The following is a 17,781-nucleotide window of genomic DNA, read 5'->3' on the forward strand; positions in this document are numbered from 1 at the left end:
ACCAGCGAGCCGTCGTGCCCGAGTATGCAGACCACAGCTCCCGTCCGGTGGACCAAGACCTCATTCTCCGACCGAAAGGCAGGACAACGTTGTCCGAAGCATCCTCTGAGACCGGGGGCACCGAGTCCGCAGACCGAGTCGCAGACGTTCTCCTACTCTTCGGCCGTTCCGACACGCCACTGGGCGTGTCGATGATCGCCCGGAGCCTGTCGTTGAGCAAGGCCGTCGTCCATCGCATCCTGCGATCACTGGTCTCCCGATCGCTTCTGCAGACAGTGCCGGAGGGTTCGGAGTACACGCTCGGCCCCGCAGCCATGGCCTTGTCAGCCCGGGCGTTCAGTCAAGTGGACGTCCGATCGGTAGCCGCGCCTGTGCTGCGCAGGCTGCGCGCACAGACTCGGGAAACAGCCACAGTGTCTGTTCTCACCGGTAAGGAGCGCATCTACCTCGATCAGTTCGAGTCGCCGCAAGAGGTCAAGATGGTCGTTGACATCGGAGCGCGGCTGCCACTGCACTCCGGTGCGTCAAGCCGAGCCATTCTGGCCTTTCTGCCGGGGTCCTTCATCGATGACGCCGTACGCGACTTGCGAGCGATGCACCCTGATCTGGACGAGGACGGGTACCGCCACGAACTGGATCAGATCCGGGAACGCGGATACGCGATCTCATTGAACGAGCGCAACACGGGTGCAGCGGCCATCGCCGCACCGTTCTTCGACGCAGCGGGCAACGTCATGGGGTCGATCAGCTCCTCCGGGCCAGCCTTCCGCTACTCCGTCGACACCCACAGCGAACACGGCGAGCTCGTCGCCGAAGCGGCCCGCGCGATCACTGATCTCCTCCGCGCCTGACTCCCTCCTGGAAAGGACGCTCCGTGCTCCCCCGATCCTTGCTTTACGTGCCTGCCAACAGACCCTTGCTCTTCGCCAAGGCTGCGGCCGGTCCGGCGGACGCGGTTGTCCTCGATCTTGAGGACGCCGTTCCGATCGCCGACAAGTCGACGGCTCGCCTATCAGTGCGTGAATTCCTCGACAGCCTCCCCGACGTTCCCAACGGTGCACAGATCTGGGTCCGCGTCGACCCGACATCTCTCGACGCCGACGTCGAGGCCGTCGTGCGTCTCGGGCTGTCCGGGATCCTGTTGGCCAAGTGCAGCATCGACGCGCTCGACCAGTTGGCGGCTCTGCTGGACCGTCTTGAGGCCGAGCGCGGCGTGACTCGGCTGCCGGTAGTCGGCCTCGTGGAAGATGCCGCGGCGATCCTCTCACTGGCCGACCTCGCCCGTCATCACAGATTGACGACGTTCGCCGTCGGTGAGGTCGACCTGCTGGGTGATCTCAGGCTGGCCCGCACGCCGGACACGGCGACCGCGGTGGTCGACCTCCGTCTGCAGGTCGTGCTGCACGCCGCCGCCGCCAGGCTACCCGCGCCTGTCGCGCCGACGTCCACCGACTTCCGGGATCTGGACACGTTCGAGCGCAGCACCCGCGAACTCGTCGACCTCGGCTTCCGTTCACGGACCGCGATCCACCCCGGTCAGGTCCCGGTGATCCACCACGTCCTCGCCCCCGACGACGGGCAGATCGCGACCGCCCAGGATGTCCTCGACCGCTTCAACGCCGCGAACGGCGGAGTCACTGTGGACGCGAACGGACGGTTGATCGACGCCGCCGTGATCCGCGCAGCGCGAGAGACGTTGCAGCGCGCCTGACATCGACATGCGCCGAATCTTCCTCGACCGACTCCGGTGGCCGTGGCCGAAACGCGTATTTCTGGTCTAACCGTCAGAGCCGTACCGTCGACTGGATTCGGCGACGCCCACCGGCTGACGTCTCCACGCTTTTCGCGCGACAGCGACAAGGGGCGCGGCCGAATCGGCCGCGCCCCTTCTCCGGGGAGGGAGTTGACTACGGGTGGGTCAGGCCTCGCCGCCCGAACGACGGACGTACTGTCCGACGGGCTCGCCGACGATCTGCTCATCTCGGAAGACGCCGTTGCCACGCACGAAGGTGTCGGTGACCTTCGCAGTCAGGTTGAAGCCCTCGAACGGGGTGTACTCCTGCGTCGACAGCGAGTCTTCCGCGCGCACCGTGTAGTCGACGGTGTCGTCGAGCAGGCAGAAGTCGGCGTCGTAACCGACGGCGACGTCACCCTTGTTCGCCATGCCGTACCGGTCCGCGGGGTTCTTCGCGACGAGTTCGGCGATCCGCGGGTAGCTAAGACCGCGCTTGCGCCCCTCGCTGACCATGCCCGCAAGCAGATACTCGGCACCGCCGAAGCCTGACTTCTGCAGGAAGACGTCCTCGCGGGGCTCACCGAACTTGGCTTCATCGCGACAGCACGCGTGGTCGGAGGTGACCCACGAGAAGTTGCCGGCCAGCACGTGCTCCCACAGCGACTCGACATCGTCGCGCGAGCGCAGCGGCGGATTCACCTTGCCGCCCGGAGCCGCGGTGGTGAAGTCGGCTAGCAGGTGGCCGACGGTGACTTCGCGGCGGAAGTTGATGTGCGGGAACGCCTGCTGCATGGTCATCGCGGCCTCAATGGCCTTACGAGAGGTGAGGTGGAGGAGGTTGATGTTGGGCAGCTCGGTCTCGTGTGCGAGGTACGAAGCGATCGTGATGGCCAGCCCCTCCGAGTGCGGGGGGCGGGAGGCGCTGTAGGCCTCCAGGCCGGTGAGCTTGCCCTCGTCCTCGACCAACTTAGTGTAGGCGCGCATGATCTCGGCGGTCTCGCAGTGCAGCGAGAGGGAGATGTTGTCCTTGTCTTTGGCGAACCGCGGATCCCGACGAGCCTTCTCGATGCCACGCATCACGAACTCGAAGTGCGCGACATCGTAGGTCTGGTCCTCGGGGAGCATGAGGAACGACGACTGGTTGCTCGACCGACCATGCAGGCCGTGCGCACCGTAGAACATGAAGATCTTGAACGACGGGACACCGAATTTGCCGATCAGGTCGGGGATCTCGTCGATGTGCTCCTTCATGATCGGAGCTATGTGGAATGCGTAGTCGGTGTACGCGCGTCCCTCCGTGGCCGCGAGGACCTCCGGGAAGATCTCGTTGTAGGGACCGGTCTTGTTCATGTAATACGCACCGGTGCGCATGTAGGTGATGCCGCTGGTGACACCGCCCTGGGCCGACGCCTTCGACTCATGGGCGGCGTCCTCCGACAGCGTGTTGTAGATGCCCCAGTGCTGGTGGACGTCCACCACACCCGGGAACAGGTACTTGCCGCTGCCATCGACGACCTCGGTGCCCCTCTCGGCGGCGATATCCGCCTCGACGGCGGCGAACTTGCCGTCGGACACTGCGACGTCGAGCAACTCGGGTGTCTCGCTGCCGGGACGCACCACCTGGGCGCCCTTGATGACCACATCGAATTCAGCCATTGTTCTCACTCCTTATCTCGGCTATCAGTATGTGTTCGGCTCGTCGCGGCGAGCCGGAGTCGGGGCGTCGACCCCGGTGAGCGGGGCCATCAGTCCCCGGAGGTCGGCACATTCATCCAGTCGGCGGCAGGTCGCCGCCAGCTGGTCCGCCTCGTCCTCGGTCAGCGCCCGCAGTGCGTTGTCTCGGAACTTGGCGGTCAACTCGTCGAAGGACAGCGGCCGGGCCGGCCCGCCTCGAGTCGTGAGCACTTCGGTGACCACGTCGCGACCGCCGGTCAACCGCGCGGTCAACACCGCCGGGAACTGCAGCGGGAAAATCTCTGTACACCGCTCGTCGGCAACCACGTCGACCTTGGCCATAATCTCGCGGCGGCGTCGATCGTGGGCCAATTCGTCGGTGTAGTCGTCGAGGCCTGCGCCCAGTCCGGTGCCGCCCAGTAGACCGAGCGCTACCGCGTACGGACCGCTGAACTGGGCCATGTACCCGGTATCGGGGGTTCGCTTCACCTCGATCGGCTCGCCGACTGTCCGCTTGTTCTGCTCAGGGACGCCGAGAACCAGCGTCTCGATCTCGTCGATGCCGACGCCCTGCTCACGCAGCGCGGCGGCGGCGTCGACGGCCGCGTGGGTGAAGTGGTTGGCCGGGTACGGCTTGAAGAAGATGTCCGGCACAGACCACCGCGTACCTAGACCGTCGGTGATCTCCGACGCGTCGAACGTGCCGTGCAACCACGCCTGAAAGAACCCGAACCGCCCTTCGAGCACGGTCGGCGGACCAGTGAGCCCGAGACCGACCAGTTCAGCGGCGCTGATCGCCGCGTGGGCCGCCCAGCCGCAATGGATCCGCTTGACGGTGCCACCGGTGCGATTGGCTTCAATGATTCCCGAGGCCATCGACGCGGCGACACCGAGCGTGTCGACGATCCGCTTCTCGTCGGCGCCGTCGAGCAGTGCGGCGGCCACCGACGCGCCCATAGCGCCACAGATCGAGGTGGCATGCTGACCGTGCTCGAAGAAGGTCGAGTTGCCTGCCTTGCGGTCGTAACCCGCCATGCCGATCCGCACGCAGACCTCAAGCCCGACGGCGATCGCGCGGATCACGGCACGCCCATCCGCGCCGATTCGTTCCGCGGCCGCGAGCGCGGTCGGGACCACCGAGGCGCTCGGATGAAGGACCGAGGGGAGGTGAGTGTCGTCGTAGTCGAGCGAATGTGCGAGCACGCCGTTGACAAAGGCCGCCTGCGCTGCGGGGAGCGGTTGTGCGACGCCGATACCCGACGTGCCGGTCCCCTGCTCGGCGACGCCCTGACGGCGGGCCCACTCACGCGCCGCTCGACTGGTTTCAAGGGAGGCGGCCGCGGTCGCGATGCCCAGTGTGTCGAGCACCCGCATCTTGACGCTCTGGACCACGTCGACGGGCAGATCGTCGTAGGAGGTGCCTGCCGCGAACCCCGCTAGCTGCTGGGCAAGGGTGTGCTCGGTCATCGGCTTCGCACCGCCAGCGGGCGAACGGGCGAGCCGGTCGCTCCGAATATCGGCATCGGCACGAGGACGAACGTGAACTCGCCCCATCCACGCGCCGAGATGCCCTCGAGGTCGACGGCCTCGATGATATAGATGCCGCTCTCGACGAGCAGGACACGGTGCGCAGGCAGCAGAGCGTGGCCGGTGCCGGGCGCGAGTCGTTCAAACGCGATGGTGTCAGCGCCCGCCGCGTGGACGCGGCGCTCGGCGAGCCAGCGCGCGCCGGCCTCGCCGACACCGGGGACTCCGGTCGGCCCGCCGACATACGGTGCGCCATCCGGGAACTTACTGCCCCAGCCGCTCCGGATCAGCACCACATCGCCCTCGCTGACGGTGGCGGATGCGGCCGCTTCTGCGGCCTCCAGGTCGGCGACTGCAATCTCGGTGCCGCCCTCCAGACATTCGACGCCCTTCAGAGCGGCGACGTCGAGGAGGACGCCGCGCCGGATCATCGGCTCGATGGTGTGCACGCCGAGCTCGACATACTTGCCACCGACGCCCGCCGCCGCCGCGTCGACGTCGCCGTACATCTTCCCGTCGTGCGAGACGTGCGCGAGCGCATCGATGTGCGTGCCGACGTGGGTGCCCATGGTGATCATGTCATTGGCGGCGCTGCCGCCGTCGGCGCGTGTCATGTCGCCGTGACGACGTGGAAGCGTGTGCCAGAACTGCGGGTGGTTCGGCGACTGCGGCATCCCCACGCGCAGCTCGCGTCCCAGGTCTATGACGTCCGTGCCCCGCTGGACGGCGTCGAGCAATGCGTCGGTCATCGGATGACTCCACTCTCCTTCAGTTCGGTGATCTCGTCGGCGTCCACGCCGACCTCGCGCAGTACTTCTAAGGTGTCCTGGCCCAATGCACGTCCGGTGAATCGGATCGATCCGGGTGATGCGCTCATTCGCCACATCACGTTGTGCTGCAGAACAGGTCCGAGGTCGTCGTCTTCCACCTCGACGAGCATCTGCGTCTCACGGATGTGCGGGTCGGCGACAATGTCCTTGGCGTCGTAAACCGGTCCGATCGCGGCTCCAGCGTCTGTGAACGCCTCGATCACCTCGTCGCGGGTGCGCTGGGCGATCCAGCCGCCGACATAGTCGTCGAGCATGTCGACGTGCTGTGCGCGACCCCCGCCCGTGGCGAACCACGGTTCGGAGATCACCTCCGGGTGACCGACGAGCTCCATCACCCGCTCGGCGATGCGCTGCGCACTGGTCGAGACGGCAACCCAGCCGTCATCGCGGGTGCGATAGACGTTGCGCGGAGCGTTATTCGTCGAACGGTTACCCGTCCGCTCACCGACTTCGCCGAGTTGCTGGTACACGGTCGGTCCAGGTCCGACGGCTGCCATGATTGGCTCAAGCAAGCTCATGTCGACGACCTGCCCCTCACCTGTGCGGTCTCGGTGACGCAGAGCCATGGTGACCGCGCTCGACGCGGCGATGCCGCAGATGCTGTCGGCCAGACCGAATGCAGGCAGCGTCGGCGGCCCGTCGGGCTGGCCGGTTGCAGCAGCGAAACCGCTCATCGCCTCGACGAGAGTCCCGAACCCTGCCCGCGACGAGTACGGCCCCACCTGGCCGAACCCCGTGAGACGGACCAGGATCAGGCCTGGGTTCTCTGCTCGGAGAACCTCGGGCCCCAATCCCCAACGCTCGAAGGTCCCTGGCCGGAAGTTCTCGACGACGACGTCGGCCGTCTGGGCCAGCTTACGAAACACTTCACCGCCGCGCGGGTCCTTCAAGTCGAGCGCGACGGTTCTCTTGTTACGGCTGATCTCCTTCCACCAGATCGGCACGCCGTCCTTGCTGCGGCCATGTCCGCGCATGTTGTCGCCGCCGCGCGGATGCTCGACCTTGATGACGTCAGCGCCGAAATCTCCGAGGATCTGGCATGCCAGCGGGCCGGCAAGGATCGTCGAGACGTCCAGCACACGGACGCCGTCGAGCGGTGCTGTTGAAACCACTTTCCACTCCGTTCCGATCAGCGAAACGCTATTCCGTTTGCGATGTCGAAACTGTAACACAGAGCCGTGTGAACCGAATCACCCAGAAGCGCATAGACGCCGTATACCGCGCCATACCTCTGGATTTCCAGAACGGCAGCCAAGATTCCATCTGTTTCCTTCAGCGAAACATCGTTGAGTTTCGGACGGTCGGACATCGACCCACCGACGGGTACGGGCGTGCCTAATGGATGGTCGTCCTGCACGGTCCGTGCTAAGCAGCCTGAAAATCGAAGTCGGCCTCGCGGGCCGATGCCTCGACGCGGACAACCTCGTCGGCGGAGAGGAGGGGCCGACCGATGCCGCCGTATCGGCCCGAAAGCCTGGTGCCCGGCAACGTGGAAACTCGGTGCAATCGACCATCGGCACTTTGGCTGGGCCAATCCGAATGTGGCACTAGCCGCAATTGAACTACATGCGAGTGCCCAGATAACTCCGCCAGGCCCGCGGTATTCGCAAGCCCAGCGGCACAAGTGATTCCGAAGCAGTTGGCGATGTGCGTTGCCACAACCGGGTTCTCGACTGACGTGCGGCCGGACACGGACACCCCGGAGCCTCGCTCCGGTTGGGCTGGCTAGTCATCGCAGAAAATCTACGACATACAACTCGACGCTTGGCTTGCCTCCGATATATCGGAGGCAAGCCAAGCGCCTGTCTGCGGCTCTACTGCCGCGTGCATCACAACATGCAGGACACGCAGCTTCTAGCAGCACTGTTGCAGCAGTTCAGAGGCTCACACAGGTCGAGTGTCTCGACACCGTGCCATCCCCGTGCCATGCTCTCGGACGCGTCATACTCTGTACCTGACCCGCGCATCGCGCGGCGTTGTCGCACCAATCCTGCACAATGTAGCTAGTCGCGAGTCCGAGCGCGACGGCGGCCATTGGCCGCGCAGGCAGGTGCGGCATCCCGCTGGACATGCCGCCTGACACCCGCCTCGGAGGGGTCTGTCAGGGGTGCACCAGCATCACGCTTTCTGTGATGCCTGGAGTTCCCCGTGTCGAAGCTCAACCCCGACATCGGCCGTCGTGACTCGTTTCGGTGTCCATTGCTGTTCGTCGTCACCCACACGGTCATGCTGCAGGGCTCGGTGGCCTCGTGGTCGGTGGCGTGCCGGGGTGGGCAGGAATCAGCGATGACGCGTTCGTCGGGCGCGACAGTCGACCCGCTAGCAAACATCCCCCAACCAGCTACGCCGCCTGGATACGCTGCAGAAGTGGGAGACGATGACGCGGCAGATGCCTGCGCTGCGGCCGTGAAGCCGCCGCGGCTTGGTGAGGAGACCGTTGAGGTCATGATCACGGTCAAGTCCTACCCCAACCCCAGCGAGACCTACGGCGAAACCGTGTGCGTGGCCGGTGTGCGCCTCGACCGCGGCCAACCCGAATGGATCCGGCTCTACCCGGTGAAGTTCCGCAACGCCGACTTCGACAGCCAGTTCAAGAAGTACGAGATCATCCGGATCAACGGCACTTACCACCAGACCAACGACAACCGTCCCGAGTCGTTCCGGCCACGCCAGGACGAGATGATGCATGTTGAGCGCCTGGACTCGAAGAAGAACTGGCTGCTGCGGCGGACCAGGCTCGGGTCGCTCATCGGCGAAACGACGATGTGTGATCTCCTCGCGCAGAACCCGAAGGGCGGCATGGCGACACCATCGCCGTCCCTCGGGTTGATCAAGCCCACCGACATCGAAACGTCAGTCGTCAGCGGTGACCCGTGGACGCCGGCCGAACAAGCGAAGGTGAACCTGGCATCTGAGGCGGACCTGTTCGGAACATCGATGGAGCCGCTCGAGCCCGCACCATTCGCGGTTCGGTACAAGTACCGCTGCGCCGCCGCGAAGTGCCCGGGGCACGATCAGAAGAACTTGGACTGGGAAGTCGGGCAGGCTGGCCGACGATGGAAAGGCGAGTACGGCGACGCCGGTGCGCGCGAGGCGATGTTGAAGCGATGGCGCGACGACATGGTTTCGTCGGAGAAAGACATCCACTTCTATGTCGGCAACCAGAACCGCTACCGGCGGAGCTTCTCCGTGCTGGGCACTTGGTACCCGAAGTTCGAGAACGCGTTGTTCTAGACGTGAATCACCGCGGCGTTCGGGCGGGTCTCTAGCACCCGATCCACGACGATGTTCCTGTGACACTCGGCGTGGTCGTGCTCGAAGCACAACAACGCGACCGCTCCACCGTCCAGCAACTCGCACACATGCGCCAGCGCATCGCCAGCCGCTGCGGTCTCAAGCACCTCACGGTAGCGCGCCATCGACTCCGGCTCACCGGCGCGGAAACCGGCGCGGTTGTCCTTCGGGTTGCCGAGGGCACGGTGATGGACGTACTCGATCCCGGCGGCGCGTAGGGCCGCGGCGAGCTTCGTCTTCGACAGTCCGGGCTTGCGACTCAGCGGAGTGAGGCGCACATCGACGAGCGCGCGCACGTCCTGCTCCAACAACTGCGCGACGAGGTCTCCGACGGTTTTCCCTTCATAGCCGACGCTGACAAGGGTTCCGTCGTTGTCGTACTTGGAGTCTGCTGATGCCACGTGACTATGGTGCACCACGCCGCCCGGGGAACTGGTAGCAACCGGGTGAAGACGCGGCACGGGTCACAGCCGCCGCGGGATGAACAGCGGCCGGTGGAGCAGCTGACCTTCCGGATGGTCGAACCCCTCCCAGCCGAGTGATGCCCAGAACCCGTGCGCCTCCTCCGAATACGCGAACAGCCGCCGATCCGGATGCCGCTCCTGCAGTGCCCGCACCACCTGCGTGCCGACACCGCTGCCACGCGCGGCGGTGGCCACCTCGATGAACTGGATCTCCAACCGCTCCGGCCCCAGCTCCGGCACGTTCGCGTATTCGGGGTTGATGCCGCCGGGGTCGTCGAGTTCGACGCGAGCGACTTCGGCACCGTCCTCGAGCACCTGCACGTACCAGGGGTCGTCGAACAGGTACGGGACGTCGTCCCACCACCGCTCGTTCTCGTAGGCGGTCTCGAAGTCGAACGGCGGCACCCAGGAGTACCGACTCGCGCCACCGCGGCGCAGGTCGACGAGTTCGAGCGGCACGGTCAATCCTGGAGCTCGAAGGGCACCGACGAGTAGTACCGCTCGAACTCCCGGTAGTCCCCGATGTCACTGAGCAGGCGCGCTACCGCGAGCTCGTACTGGGTGATGCGCAACCCCTGGTGTCCGCCGCCGAGCGGGAGGATGCCGCGGGCACCGTCGACGTGGACGTAGTTGAGCCGGTCGACGAGCGACCCGCGCCAGAAGAAGTCGACCAAGCTGATCTCGCGGATCTTCGAGTCGGGGAAGCTCTCCGACCACTCGATGGACAGGTCGCGGTCGTCTTGGTTCTCAGCCATCCCGTAGGCGATCGTCAGGTCGATGTCGTGTCGGTACACCGCCAATTCGGCATGGCTGTCGTGGTCGACACCGGAGGTGCCGTCAGCGGGGCTACTCCAGGAGCCGAAGCGGTCGCGGTAGGTGGGGCCGATCTTCAGGATGCGGTGCCAGTCGCTCGCGGTGGAGTCGGCTACTAGGGTGCGCAGCTCGTCAAGTGTCATGGGGCCTCCGTACGGGTGGTGGCGAGCGGAGTGCTCGCGCGGTGGTGTCAGGGTAGGCGGTGACTACGACAGTCGCAGCGAGGTTCGATGTCGGACAGGTCGCGGCTAGTCAGATGTCAGGCCACGCGAACAACGACCGGTAGAACAGCTCACGCGGGTGAGGTTGAGGTTCGGCCTCACCAGGCTGTCCCTGTACGCAGCCGAGGATCGAGTGTGGCGTGGACGCCGCCATCGGCTTGTTCCGCAGGATCAGCTTGGTGAACTCCTCGATCAACCCGCTGCCTGCCCCCATCAGCGTGACGGCCGCCGTCGCTAGATCGGCAACGGTGGTCCGGGCGCCGAACACCTCGGCTGGATCCGCGCGCCAGACGCCGAGGCTGTCGTAGTGACTCTGCGTCAGTTTCGGGCTGGCGCCGGGGAGCAGTTCGGGCATCGCATCGAGGTTCAGCGCGATGTTCTTGGTGCTGCCGTAGCCGCGCCCCGGATGCTGATCAACGGGCAGGATCCCGTCGTGGATGTGGTTGCGGAGCACCTTGCACACCCCGGCGTATGCATGGAGTCGTTCCACCTCCACGAGCGCGTCGGCCGGGTACTCCCGGGTCAAGTGGTCGGTGATGTAACCGCCGGCGTCGAGGGAGAGCCGAAACTTCTTCGGGTCACGGGTGGAGTCGATCAGCAGGAGGAAGCGGCGTCCGTAGATATCGAACGCCGCAGCCAGGTACAGCAGCTGTCGGTCGAACGCTTCCGCTGCAGCCTCCACGACATCGGCGCTCCGCTTGCCGTTGATCGGGTTGGACAGGACAGCGAGTAGTTGATCGAGCGCTCGGGTGGCACGACAGAGTCGGACACGGATCGAGTTGACCGCAGCAGCAAGGTCGGAATCACCGCTCCGGGCAGCGATGATGAGGTGCAGGCCGTCGAAGTACGGCATCCGCGCGCCGACACCCCAGTCGTAGAAGTTCTCGATCGTCGCCGTGGACTCCGTCTGCTCCCACGAGCCGCCACCGACGAGTCCGCCACGGCGCACTTGCACGACGGGGTTACTGGTCATCCGCAAGTAGTGCCCGATCAGCGCGATCGCATCATCGGGCGACACGCTCACCACGATGTCGTTGTCCGCAACATCGCAGCGGCCTACCGTCGGCGCCGTAGTGACGATCGCGTCGATACCGACCGCAGCTGAGGCCGCCGCGTAGGCCGCTGCCCGGTTCCGCTCCGCCAAGGTGACGGGTTCCGCACCAGGAGTCGGAAGCTGCTCGTCGAGCTGTTGGTAGACCGGGAAGAAGTGCGCCGAGTACCGCGAGCGCTCCCTCTCGCCGTCGGTCGCCACCCCGAACTCGACGGTGTCAAGGTGACGTGAGGCCTCCTCGACCGTCGTGAACCCGATTTGCCGTACAAGCGGGTCCTGGAGAACCCGTGCCCAGGCGTCGGGGACGTCTGCGCCGCGGGGCACCAGCAACTGGATGTCGAGCTCCTCGCGACCGAGGAAGGTCGAGAACGTCCCGCCCGGTGGAGCAGGGATGGTCGCGACGTCGATCCCAAGCCGCAGCGGTCGTGTGGCCGGCCTCAACGGGTACAGCGGGCGGTGGTCTTCGTCGTCCTTGATGGGAGGTCTGACGTACCGCATGAAGCGGTGGTTCGGCTGTCCCTCCGGAAGGGTGATCGTCACGCCTCAGATCATCACAGCGGTGTGAACGCCGCGGGCCGGAACCCAGACGGTACATCCGTTCGGGTTACCGAACGACAGCCTCCGCGAGGTTCAGCAACTGCTCGGCGTGTTCACCTAGACGAACTACACGACGCTGCGGCGCGCCGAGGCAGCTCTCGGACAGAGCCTTACCGCCTGCCTCCGACTACGTTCGAGAGCATGCAGCAAATCACCGAACTCGCGGACCAGCATGTGTTCGCCGCACTGGAAACGGCGCGGTCCAACGTGCTGCTCGCAAGTCCCTATCTGGGGGCGCGGGTCGCCTTTCGGCTGTCCGACTTGGCCGCGCACTCGCCCGCGTCCTGGCAGTTGCTCACGGCTCTTGATCCCTGGGCAGCCGCGGGTGGGTACCTCGCTCAGCCCGGCCTCCGAGCACTTCTCGACGCGGGGGTTGAGGTGCGCGACCTCCGCAGACTCCACGCGAAGACCTACCTCGTCGACGAGGGCTTCGGCCTGATCGGCTCAGCGAATCTCACAGACACCGGCCTCGGCGGCGGAGCGCGCCCCAACGCCGAACTCTCGGCGCATCTCGACAAGCAGGGTGTCGCGAAGGCACGCGCCGTGGTCGAAGCGTGGTGGCAGGAAGCCGAGCCGGTCGACGCAGAGCGCTTGGACGCTTTCGCCGTGGAGGTTGACGGACTTCCGCGCCTGCCCCGCTCCCGACCCAACCCGACCGCGCCGGCGAACCTTGAGGCGGGCACCATCGAACAGCTGTTGAGCGACACGCGTGACCCCGGGCGGAAGCTGTGGATGAAGGCCCAGACCCTGCACGATCAACTCACTCCGTGGCGCGCTCCCCATTGGTTCTCCAATCACGGCGGGCGCGGGCGTCCCCGGATCGAAACCGGCGATCTCGTAGCGATCTACTCCACGCCGCACCACGGGATCATCGCGATCGTCGAGGTGACATCCGATTCACGTGAGGACCCCGACTTCGTCCGCAGACAACGCGGCTGGGCATCAGACGAGCCGGTAAAGCACCCGTGGGTGAACGACACGGCTCCACGCCTGGTCCCGGCCAACCTCACCGTGATCGACCCGGCGGCGGTCGGCTTGTCGGCGGGTCAGGTGTCGAGCCTCCAAGGCGGCTGGATCGGCCTCCCACCGGAGGTTTTCACGTCGATCGTCCGCGCATTGGCCGACGGCGGAGCCTGACTTCGTCTACCACCGGGCCCGCTGGAACTGCCACACCCCGTGATCGAGATCGGTGGGCGACATGCCCATCTCCTTCGCCGCGGCGGTCACGATCTCCATGGCGAACGGCGGCGTGACAACACGGCAGGGCAACCCCAAGGAGTCGGCGATGAACCGGCAGATCATCCGATCCGGCTTCACACCCTCGATGCCGACGAGCATCAGCATGTAGTGCCACGTGATCCCGGAGCGTTGGCCCTTCACCGCGCACCACGACTTGCGGACCTGCTCCAACTGCGCCTCGTCCTCGGCCATCTTCCGGAGCAGGTCGGTGGCATCGATCCCCGCGGCGTCGAGCACACGGGCCGCGTCCCGGATCGCCTGAGACTTGAGCACCCCGCCGCGCGTGGAGGTGCGGTTGCTGTTGCCGATGTTCGTCGCCCATCCCTCTGGGCCGTCGAGCTCGTCGAAGGTACCCAGCAACTCGGCGACCCCGTCGCGGTTCGGGTCACCGCTGCGTTCGCGGCGGTAGGCGCGGTAGCGGGCGACCACGTTCTCCACGCTGCTGTAGGTGACGCCCGTGGACTGCACGCTGTCGATGACGCAGAGGGCGAGGCCGTCGCGGTAGCCTGCCGGCGCCTTGGAACCGCGGAACTGCTCGCAGGCGGCGACGAGAGCATGCAGCTGCTCGGCGGTGTGAGTCATGGGCGCAAGCGTGGCACAGGGCACCGACGCCGGGACAGGAAATGTTCACTGCTCCCGGTGGGTGCCTGCCCCAACCTGCTGCCAGCTTGGAGAATAGGAATCGTGTTGCGCAGGCTGAGGGCCATCATCGCGGTGGGATTGCGCTGTCTACTGACCAAACGACGCGGCGTGGCCCCTACCGTGAGCCGTCAGTAGCCGCTCGGCGGGCGGTCTACCGAGTGTCCACCCTCGACTGAGGGTGTCCCGCGGAGAGGTCACTCGGGCGGGACGAAGCTCGTCGCCTCCGACGACCGAGGTTCGAACATCGCAGCGGCGCAAGACCCTTGAAGAGTCCGTTTAGCCCGGTTCTCCAGCGGTTTCGACCGCCGGTAGTCCAACTGGCGGTAGTTCCGGTAGTTCCCGGCTGTCCGCCGTCACGGTGTCCGGTTCAAATACCTATGAGAAGAAATTCCCCGAATCTAGGGATCCGGGCAGATTCCTCCCGGCGGTTTGAGACCCGATGACTACCGGTAGTACCGGAACTACCGTCAGACATACGTTCGATGGATTAGCTAATTCGAACACGAGCACCCGATCACACCCGCTGAGACTGCACCGCGTACACCTCCGCGGACGGAAGAACCCCGCTGCGGTCGGCCGCAGCGGGGTTCCGCCCATCACGGTCACGCACCCTGCACGTCCTGCGTGCGCCCCAGTTCCGTCACCGTGTACTTGAGTACGGGTCCGCAGTGGGCGACGTCCTCGGTCACCTGCGCGAGGAGTCCGGCCGCAACGAGGTCCGCGCAGAGCCGCTTGGCGTTCTCCTCGCGGTACGACCTCCGCCCGCCGGCGCGACCCTGCTCACTCGCTGTGAACGGCATCGGCTGCTTGCGAGCCCACTTGAGCGCCCGCTGCATCGCAGTGGTGTGCTCGGTGGCCTCACGCGCCTGCTTCCGCAGCGCGTCCTTCACGCCCTGCTCCACGGACTCGCCTACCCGAGTAATGCCGACCGCGGTCTGGCACGCAGTACGCACGCGGCGGTGATGCTCGAGCAGGTGCTCAGTCCAGCACCACCACTCCCACGTCACCGCCGCCGACTCACCGTGGTAGATCGCGGCGGCCACGGCGAGCTTGAGACGCATGAGCGCGGTGTGCGTCTCCAGCGCCAACTCGGGCGTCTCTTCCTCGACGGCCATGCGCATCCGTAGGACTCGCACTTCGCGGTGGACCTTGGGATCGACGGGGACAGGTCCCGGCCGGAAGGGGCCAGGAGATGTTTCCCCTGGCCAGCGAGTTAGCTATGGAACCCCTAGAGCATGCAACTGACGCAGCTCCCAGCCGCGCCATTATTGCAGGTCATCGGCCCAGCAGATCGAGGGCCTGGGAGACCGTGCCATCTCCGTGCCATGTGTTCACGCACATCACGCGGACCGGTCGCCGCGCGCATCGCACGGTGTTGTCGCACCAATCCTGCACAATGTAACCAGTCGCGACTCCGCGCGCGACCGCGCACCGAGTGATGCGCACAGGCACTTGCCAGGCAGCTGGTGGATCGCCCGGACCCCGCCGCGGAGGGGGCTTCCGGGGGCGGGCCAGCATCGTGAACGATGCCTGGAGTTCCCCGTGTCGAAGCTCAACCTTTCCGCCCTCACCGTCGGGGGGATCGCCCCCAGTTACGTCTCCGTAGAGCATGCTGCGCACCTCATGGACTGCAGCCACTGGACCGTGCGCCGCTGGATCACCAACGGCGCACTGCCGGCACGGAAGATGCCGAGCGGCGGCCTGCGTATCGCCGTCGCCGACCTGGAGTCCATCGGCGAGCCGGTGCGGCCAGACAAGCACGCGGCGTAGACGGCCCACCACAGCAGGGGCGGCACCAAGTCGGTGCCGCCCCTGTTGCGTGTGTATCTACGCCCGCCGCAGCGCGTCGCGGAGCTCGCGCATCCACAGTCGCACGAAGCTCACCTGCTCCCCCGTCGGCACGTCCGCGGCGACTAGTTGGGCCATGACCGTCGCGGCGTGCAGGTCTAGCTCGTCGTCGTCGGACAACAGGAACTCAACCGCCGCACGCTCCACGACGGGGATGTCCGGTCCGGGATCACCGGCCGACGCCGCGCGCATCAACCTCGTCTCCCAGATGCGTCGCTCGCTACTCGTCACGGCTGTACCTCCAGGCGAATCGTCGCGTCCGTCGCGTTCACATCGACCGCGAAGCGACCATCATCCGCGACCTCGAATCCGGCCGCCCGCAACCGCTCCGCAGCACCAGCATCGACGACCGCTGCCGTGTCGACAGTCGTGATCAGATGCGCGGCGACCGCCTCCTCGAACCGCAGTGCCGGGCCGACCGGCGGCGTGATCTGGAGCGTGTCGCCATCCCGCGCCACCACCGAGGCGGGGTAGATCGCGCGCCAGAACCGCTCGCTGATGGCGAGCGAGTTCGTGACCAACCGCATCTCGGTGACGCCGTCCGCCATGGCCGCCCGCGTGCGCTCCACCACCTGTCGGGCGTACTCGTGCTCACCCCGTTCGTGGAGGTCCGCCGTCGATCGCCAGAGTGCGCGGCTGGCCAGCTGCGAGACCGCATCGAGGTCCCCGCCGGTGATCCTCCGCGAGGCGTCCGGCGGCAGCGAGCTCAGCGTGCGGTGCAGCGCAGTGGCCTGCTGCGCCACGCGGTACAGGGCGGCCCGAGTCACCAAGTCGTCGAACACGGCCTCGTAGCCCTGCTGCACCGCTGCGGCGCAACTCGCGCAGAGCCTGCGGACACCACCGTCCCGCGAAGTGTGCAGTACCCCGGTCTTCCCGCACTCCTCGCACAGGTGGGACGCGCGCTGCTCGGCGGCACGCACGAGCGCGTGCATCTGCTGGTAGCGCTCGGTGTGGATGGTGTCGAAGCGGACATCAAGTTCCCCGGCCTCTTCCTTGACCTGGTGCACCACGTAGTCCGGGTCGATCGCTGCGAGGGCGGCGTCGAGGTCGACGAGCAGCGGAAACCAGCCCGGGCCGACACCGATGCTCCGGCCCCACTGTTCGGGAATCCTGCGCAGGATCGGCGTCAACTCCGGGTACTCGCCCTCGTCGCTCATGCCCTGATCATCGCGCGGCGGGCCGACACCTGTCGACGGAGCTCGAGATGCAGATGATCGTTGCATCTGCATCGGAACCAGCAACAGCGACTGGACCAGCGGCAGCGCCCTGGCGCGATGCAGGAGCATCGAACCAGGCTGCGCAGCTTGAGGTTCCACCTGCTCGATGTCACATCTGCGTGGCAGTCTTTCGTGGATGAGCAACACCACCGCCACCCGACCCGTGATCCGCGCCAGCGTGCCAAACCTCGACGCGGCCGCCGAGTTCCTGAGCATGCTGTTCGACGCGCCGGTGACGATCACCGCGTCGGACGAAGCGGTAGCCACACCCGCAGAGCGGCACCTGATCCTGATCGTTGCGGAGGCACTGGCGTGATCGCGGAGATCCGACTGAACTCCAACTCGGCGGAGAGCAGTGCCAGGTTTCTGGACCGCGCTCCTCAACGTGCCAGCGCAGGACCTCGGCGACGGCCGTTGGCGCATCACCCCGGTCACCGGTCCCGCCGTGGTGGTCAGCACCACACGCGTGTGGGAGACCATCTCCCGGTACGTCGACCTCACAATCGCGGTGGATGCAGGTGCCCCGGATCGGCTGCGCGAGTTGGGATTCGAGGTAGCGCACGATGGCAGCCAAGCAGTGGACCTCAACGGCACGGACGCCACCGTGTTCCTGGTGCAGACTCCGTGAC

Annotated in this window: 19 protein-coding genes; 7 read left to right on the forward strand and 12 right to left on the reverse strand. The window is 66.2% G+C overall.

Annotated features, from left to right (window positions below; all coding sequences use genetic code 11):
• Positions 1-47 precede the first annotated feature (47 nt).
• Together L5G33_RS16290 and L5G33_RS16295 are read left to right on the forward strand one after the other, a co-directional pair.
• Positions 48-851 (forward strand): IclR family transcriptional regulator, encoded by an 804-nt coding sequence (locus L5G33_RS16290; protein WP_236999388.1) that lies wholly within the window; start codon positions 48-50, stop codon positions 849-851.
• A 23-nt stretch (positions 852-874) separates the two neighbouring features.
• Positions 875-1,711, forward strand: coding sequence for an HpcH/HpaI aldolase/citrate lyase family protein (locus tag L5G33_RS16295; protein WP_308191590.1), 837 nt, complete (start codon positions 875-877; stop codon positions 1,709-1,711).
• Positions 1,712-1,918: 207 nt separating this feature from the next.
• On the opposite strand, the gene L5G33_RS16300 is transcribed toward L5G33_RS16295, so the two are convergent.
• The 4 genes from L5G33_RS16300 to L5G33_RS16315 are packed head-to-tail and all read right to left on the reverse strand — an operon-like array spanning position 1,919 to position 6,878.
• Positions 1,919-3,391, reverse strand: coding sequence for a dihydroorotase (locus tag L5G33_RS16300; protein WP_236999215.1), 1,473 nt, complete (start codon positions 3,389-3,391; stop codon positions 1,919-1,921).
• A 24-nt stretch (positions 3,392-3,415) separates the two neighbouring features.
• On the reverse strand, positions 3,416-4,876 hold the full coding sequence (locus L5G33_RS16305) for an MmgE/PrpD family protein (protein ID WP_236999216.1): 1,461 nt from the start codon (positions 4,874-4,876) through the stop codon (positions 3,416-3,418).
• Positions 4,873-5,685, reverse strand: coding sequence for a cyclase family protein (locus L5G33_RS16310; protein ID WP_236999217.1), 813 nt, complete (start codon positions 5,683-5,685; stop codon positions 4,873-4,875). Before L5G33_RS16310 ends, L5G33_RS16305 begins: the two co-directional genes overlap by 4 nt.
• The gene (locus tag L5G33_RS16315) at positions 5,682-6,878 is read right to left on the reverse strand and encodes a CaiB/BaiF CoA transferase family protein (protein WP_236999218.1); all 1,197 of its coding nucleotides are present in this window, start codon (positions 6,876-6,878) and stop codon (positions 5,682-5,684) included. Before L5G33_RS16315 ends, L5G33_RS16310 begins: the two co-directional genes overlap by 4 nt.
• 1,255 nt (positions 6,879-8,133) lie before the next feature.
• On the opposite strand from L5G33_RS16315, the gene L5G33_RS16320 reads away from it, so the two are divergent.
• The gene (locus L5G33_RS16320) at positions 8,134-9,000 is read left to right on the forward strand and encodes a DUF8757 domain-containing protein (RefSeq protein WP_236999219.1); all 867 of its coding nucleotides are present in this window, start codon (positions 8,134-8,136) and stop codon (positions 8,998-9,000) included.
• Here L5G33_RS16320 and L5G33_RS16325 read toward each other — a convergent pair.
• The 4 genes from L5G33_RS16325 to L5G33_RS16340 all read right to left on the reverse strand — a co-directional run bounded on the left by L5G33_RS16325 (position 8,997) and on the right by L5G33_RS16340 (position 12,149).
• Positions 8,997-9,461, reverse strand: coding sequence for a DUF488 domain-containing protein (locus tag L5G33_RS16325; protein ID WP_236999220.1), 465 nt, complete (start codon positions 9,459-9,461; stop codon positions 8,997-8,999). The genes L5G33_RS16320 and L5G33_RS16325 overlap by 4 nt on opposite strands.
• 63 nt (positions 9,462-9,524) lie before the next feature.
• A complete protein-coding gene (locus L5G33_RS16330; RefSeq protein WP_236999221.1) occupies positions 9,525-9,983 on the reverse strand; it encodes a GNAT family N-acetyltransferase in 459 nt (152 codons plus the stop codon).
• A 2-nt stretch (positions 9,984-9,985) separates the two neighbouring features.
• Positions 9,986-10,480, reverse strand: coding sequence for a hypothetical protein (locus L5G33_RS16335; protein ID WP_236999222.1), 495 nt, complete (start codon positions 10,478-10,480; stop codon positions 9,986-9,988).
• Between the two features lie 109 nt (positions 10,481-10,589).
• A complete protein-coding gene (locus L5G33_RS16340; RefSeq protein WP_236999223.1) occupies positions 10,590-12,149 on the reverse strand; it encodes a hypothetical protein in 1,560 nt (519 codons plus the stop codon).
• Between the two features lie 198 nt (positions 12,150-12,347).
• Between L5G33_RS16340 and L5G33_RS16345 the strand changes: the two genes are divergently transcribed.
• Positions 12,348-13,343, forward strand: coding sequence for a phospholipase D-like domain-containing protein (locus L5G33_RS16345; RefSeq protein WP_236999224.1), 996 nt, complete (start codon positions 12,348-12,350; stop codon positions 13,341-13,343).
• A gap of 6 nt (positions 13,344-13,349) precedes the next feature.
• On the opposite strand, the gene L5G33_RS16350 is transcribed toward L5G33_RS16345, so the two are convergent.
• Positions 13,350-14,027 carry a DUF8548 family protein gene (locus L5G33_RS16350; protein ID WP_236999225.1) on the reverse strand — a complete coding sequence of 226 codons (678 nt, stop codon included), beginning with the start codon at positions 14,025-14,027 and terminating at the stop codon, positions 13,350-13,352.
• A 662-nt stretch (positions 14,028-14,689) separates the two neighbouring features.
• Positions 14,690-15,202 (reverse strand): hypothetical protein, encoded by a 513-nt coding sequence (locus L5G33_RS16355; protein WP_236999226.1) that lies wholly within the window; start codon positions 15,200-15,202, stop codon positions 14,690-14,692.
• Positions 15,203-15,629: 427 nt separating this feature from the next.
• Between L5G33_RS16355 and L5G33_RS19505 the strand changes: the two genes are divergently transcribed.
• Positions 15,630-15,857 (forward strand): helix-turn-helix domain-containing protein, encoded by a 228-nt coding sequence (locus tag L5G33_RS19505; RefSeq protein ID WP_372476926.1) that lies wholly within the window; start codon positions 15,630-15,632, stop codon positions 15,855-15,857.
• 57 nt (positions 15,858-15,914) lie between these two features.
• Here the strand turns inward: L5G33_RS19505 and L5G33_RS16365 are convergent, their stop codons facing one another.
• Both L5G33_RS16365 and L5G33_RS16370 read right to left on the reverse strand, forming a co-directional pair.
• Positions 15,915-16,166: a hypothetical protein gene (locus L5G33_RS16365; protein ID WP_236999228.1), complete on the reverse strand. Its 252-nt coding sequence runs from the start codon at positions 16,164-16,166 to the stop codon at positions 15,915-15,917.
• Positions 16,163-17,092 (reverse strand): hypothetical protein, encoded by a 930-nt coding sequence (locus L5G33_RS16370; protein WP_236999229.1) that lies wholly within the window; start codon positions 17,090-17,092, stop codon positions 16,163-16,165. The genes L5G33_RS16365 and L5G33_RS16370 overlap by 4 nt, the downstream gene beginning before the upstream one ends.
• Before the next feature lie 196 nt (positions 17,093-17,288).
• Here L5G33_RS16370 and L5G33_RS16375 point away from each other — a divergent pair, with 196 nt between their 5' ends.
• Entirely contained in the window at positions 17,289-17,468 is a 180-nt protein-coding gene (locus L5G33_RS16375) for a hypothetical protein (protein WP_236999230.1), read from the forward strand.
• A 39-nt stretch (positions 17,469-17,507) separates the two neighbouring features.
• Positions 17,508-17,780, forward strand: coding sequence for a hypothetical protein (locus tag L5G33_RS16380; protein WP_236999231.1), 273 nt, complete (start codon positions 17,508-17,510; stop codon positions 17,778-17,780).
• Position 17,781 lies beyond the last annotated feature (1 nt).

The sequence above is a fragment of the Gordonia liuliyuniae genome, assembly GCF_021738805.1.
Taxonomy (GTDB): domain Bacteria; phylum Actinomycetota; class Actinomycetes; order Mycobacteriales; family Mycobacteriaceae; genus Gordonia; species Gordonia liuliyuniae.

What these genes read in the sequence shown, in the direction of transcription:
- L5G33_RS16335 (WP_236999222.1), bottom strand. Translation starts at nt 10,480, where the DNA reads ATGACACTTGACGAGCTGCGCACCCTAGTAGCCGACTCCACCGCGAGC.
- L5G33_RS16300 (WP_236999215.1), bottom strand. Translation starts at nt 3,391, where the DNA reads ATGGCTGAATTCGATGTGGTCATCAAGGGCGCCCAGGTGGTGCGTCCC.
- L5G33_RS16310 (WP_236999217.1), bottom strand. Translation starts at nt 5,685, where the DNA reads ATGACCGACGCATTGCTCGACGCCGTCCAGCGGGGCACGGACGTCATA.
- L5G33_RS16350 (WP_236999225.1), bottom strand. Translation starts at nt 14,027, where the DNA reads ATGACTCACACCGCCGAGCAGCTGCATGCTCTCGTCGCCGCCTGCGAG.
- L5G33_RS16355 (WP_236999226.1), bottom strand. Translation starts at nt 15,202, where the DNA reads ATGGCCGTCGAGGAAGAGACGCCCGAGTTGGCGCTGGAGACGCACACC.
- L5G33_RS16370 (WP_236999229.1), bottom strand. Translation starts at nt 17,092, where the DNA reads ATGAGCGACGAGGGCGAGTACCCGGAGTTGACGCCGATCCTGCGCAGG.
- L5G33_RS16305 (WP_236999216.1), bottom strand. Translation starts at nt 4,876, where the DNA reads ATGACCGAGCACACCCTTGCCCAGCAGCTAGCGGGGTTCGCGGCAGGC.
- L5G33_RS16345 (WP_236999224.1), top strand. Translation starts at nt 12,348, where the DNA reads ATGCAGCAAATCACCGAACTCGCGGACCAGCATGTGTTCGCCGCACTG.
- L5G33_RS16375 (WP_236999230.1), top strand. Translation starts at nt 17,289, where the DNA reads ATGAGCAACACCACCGCCACCCGACCCGTGATCCGCGCCAGCGTGCCA.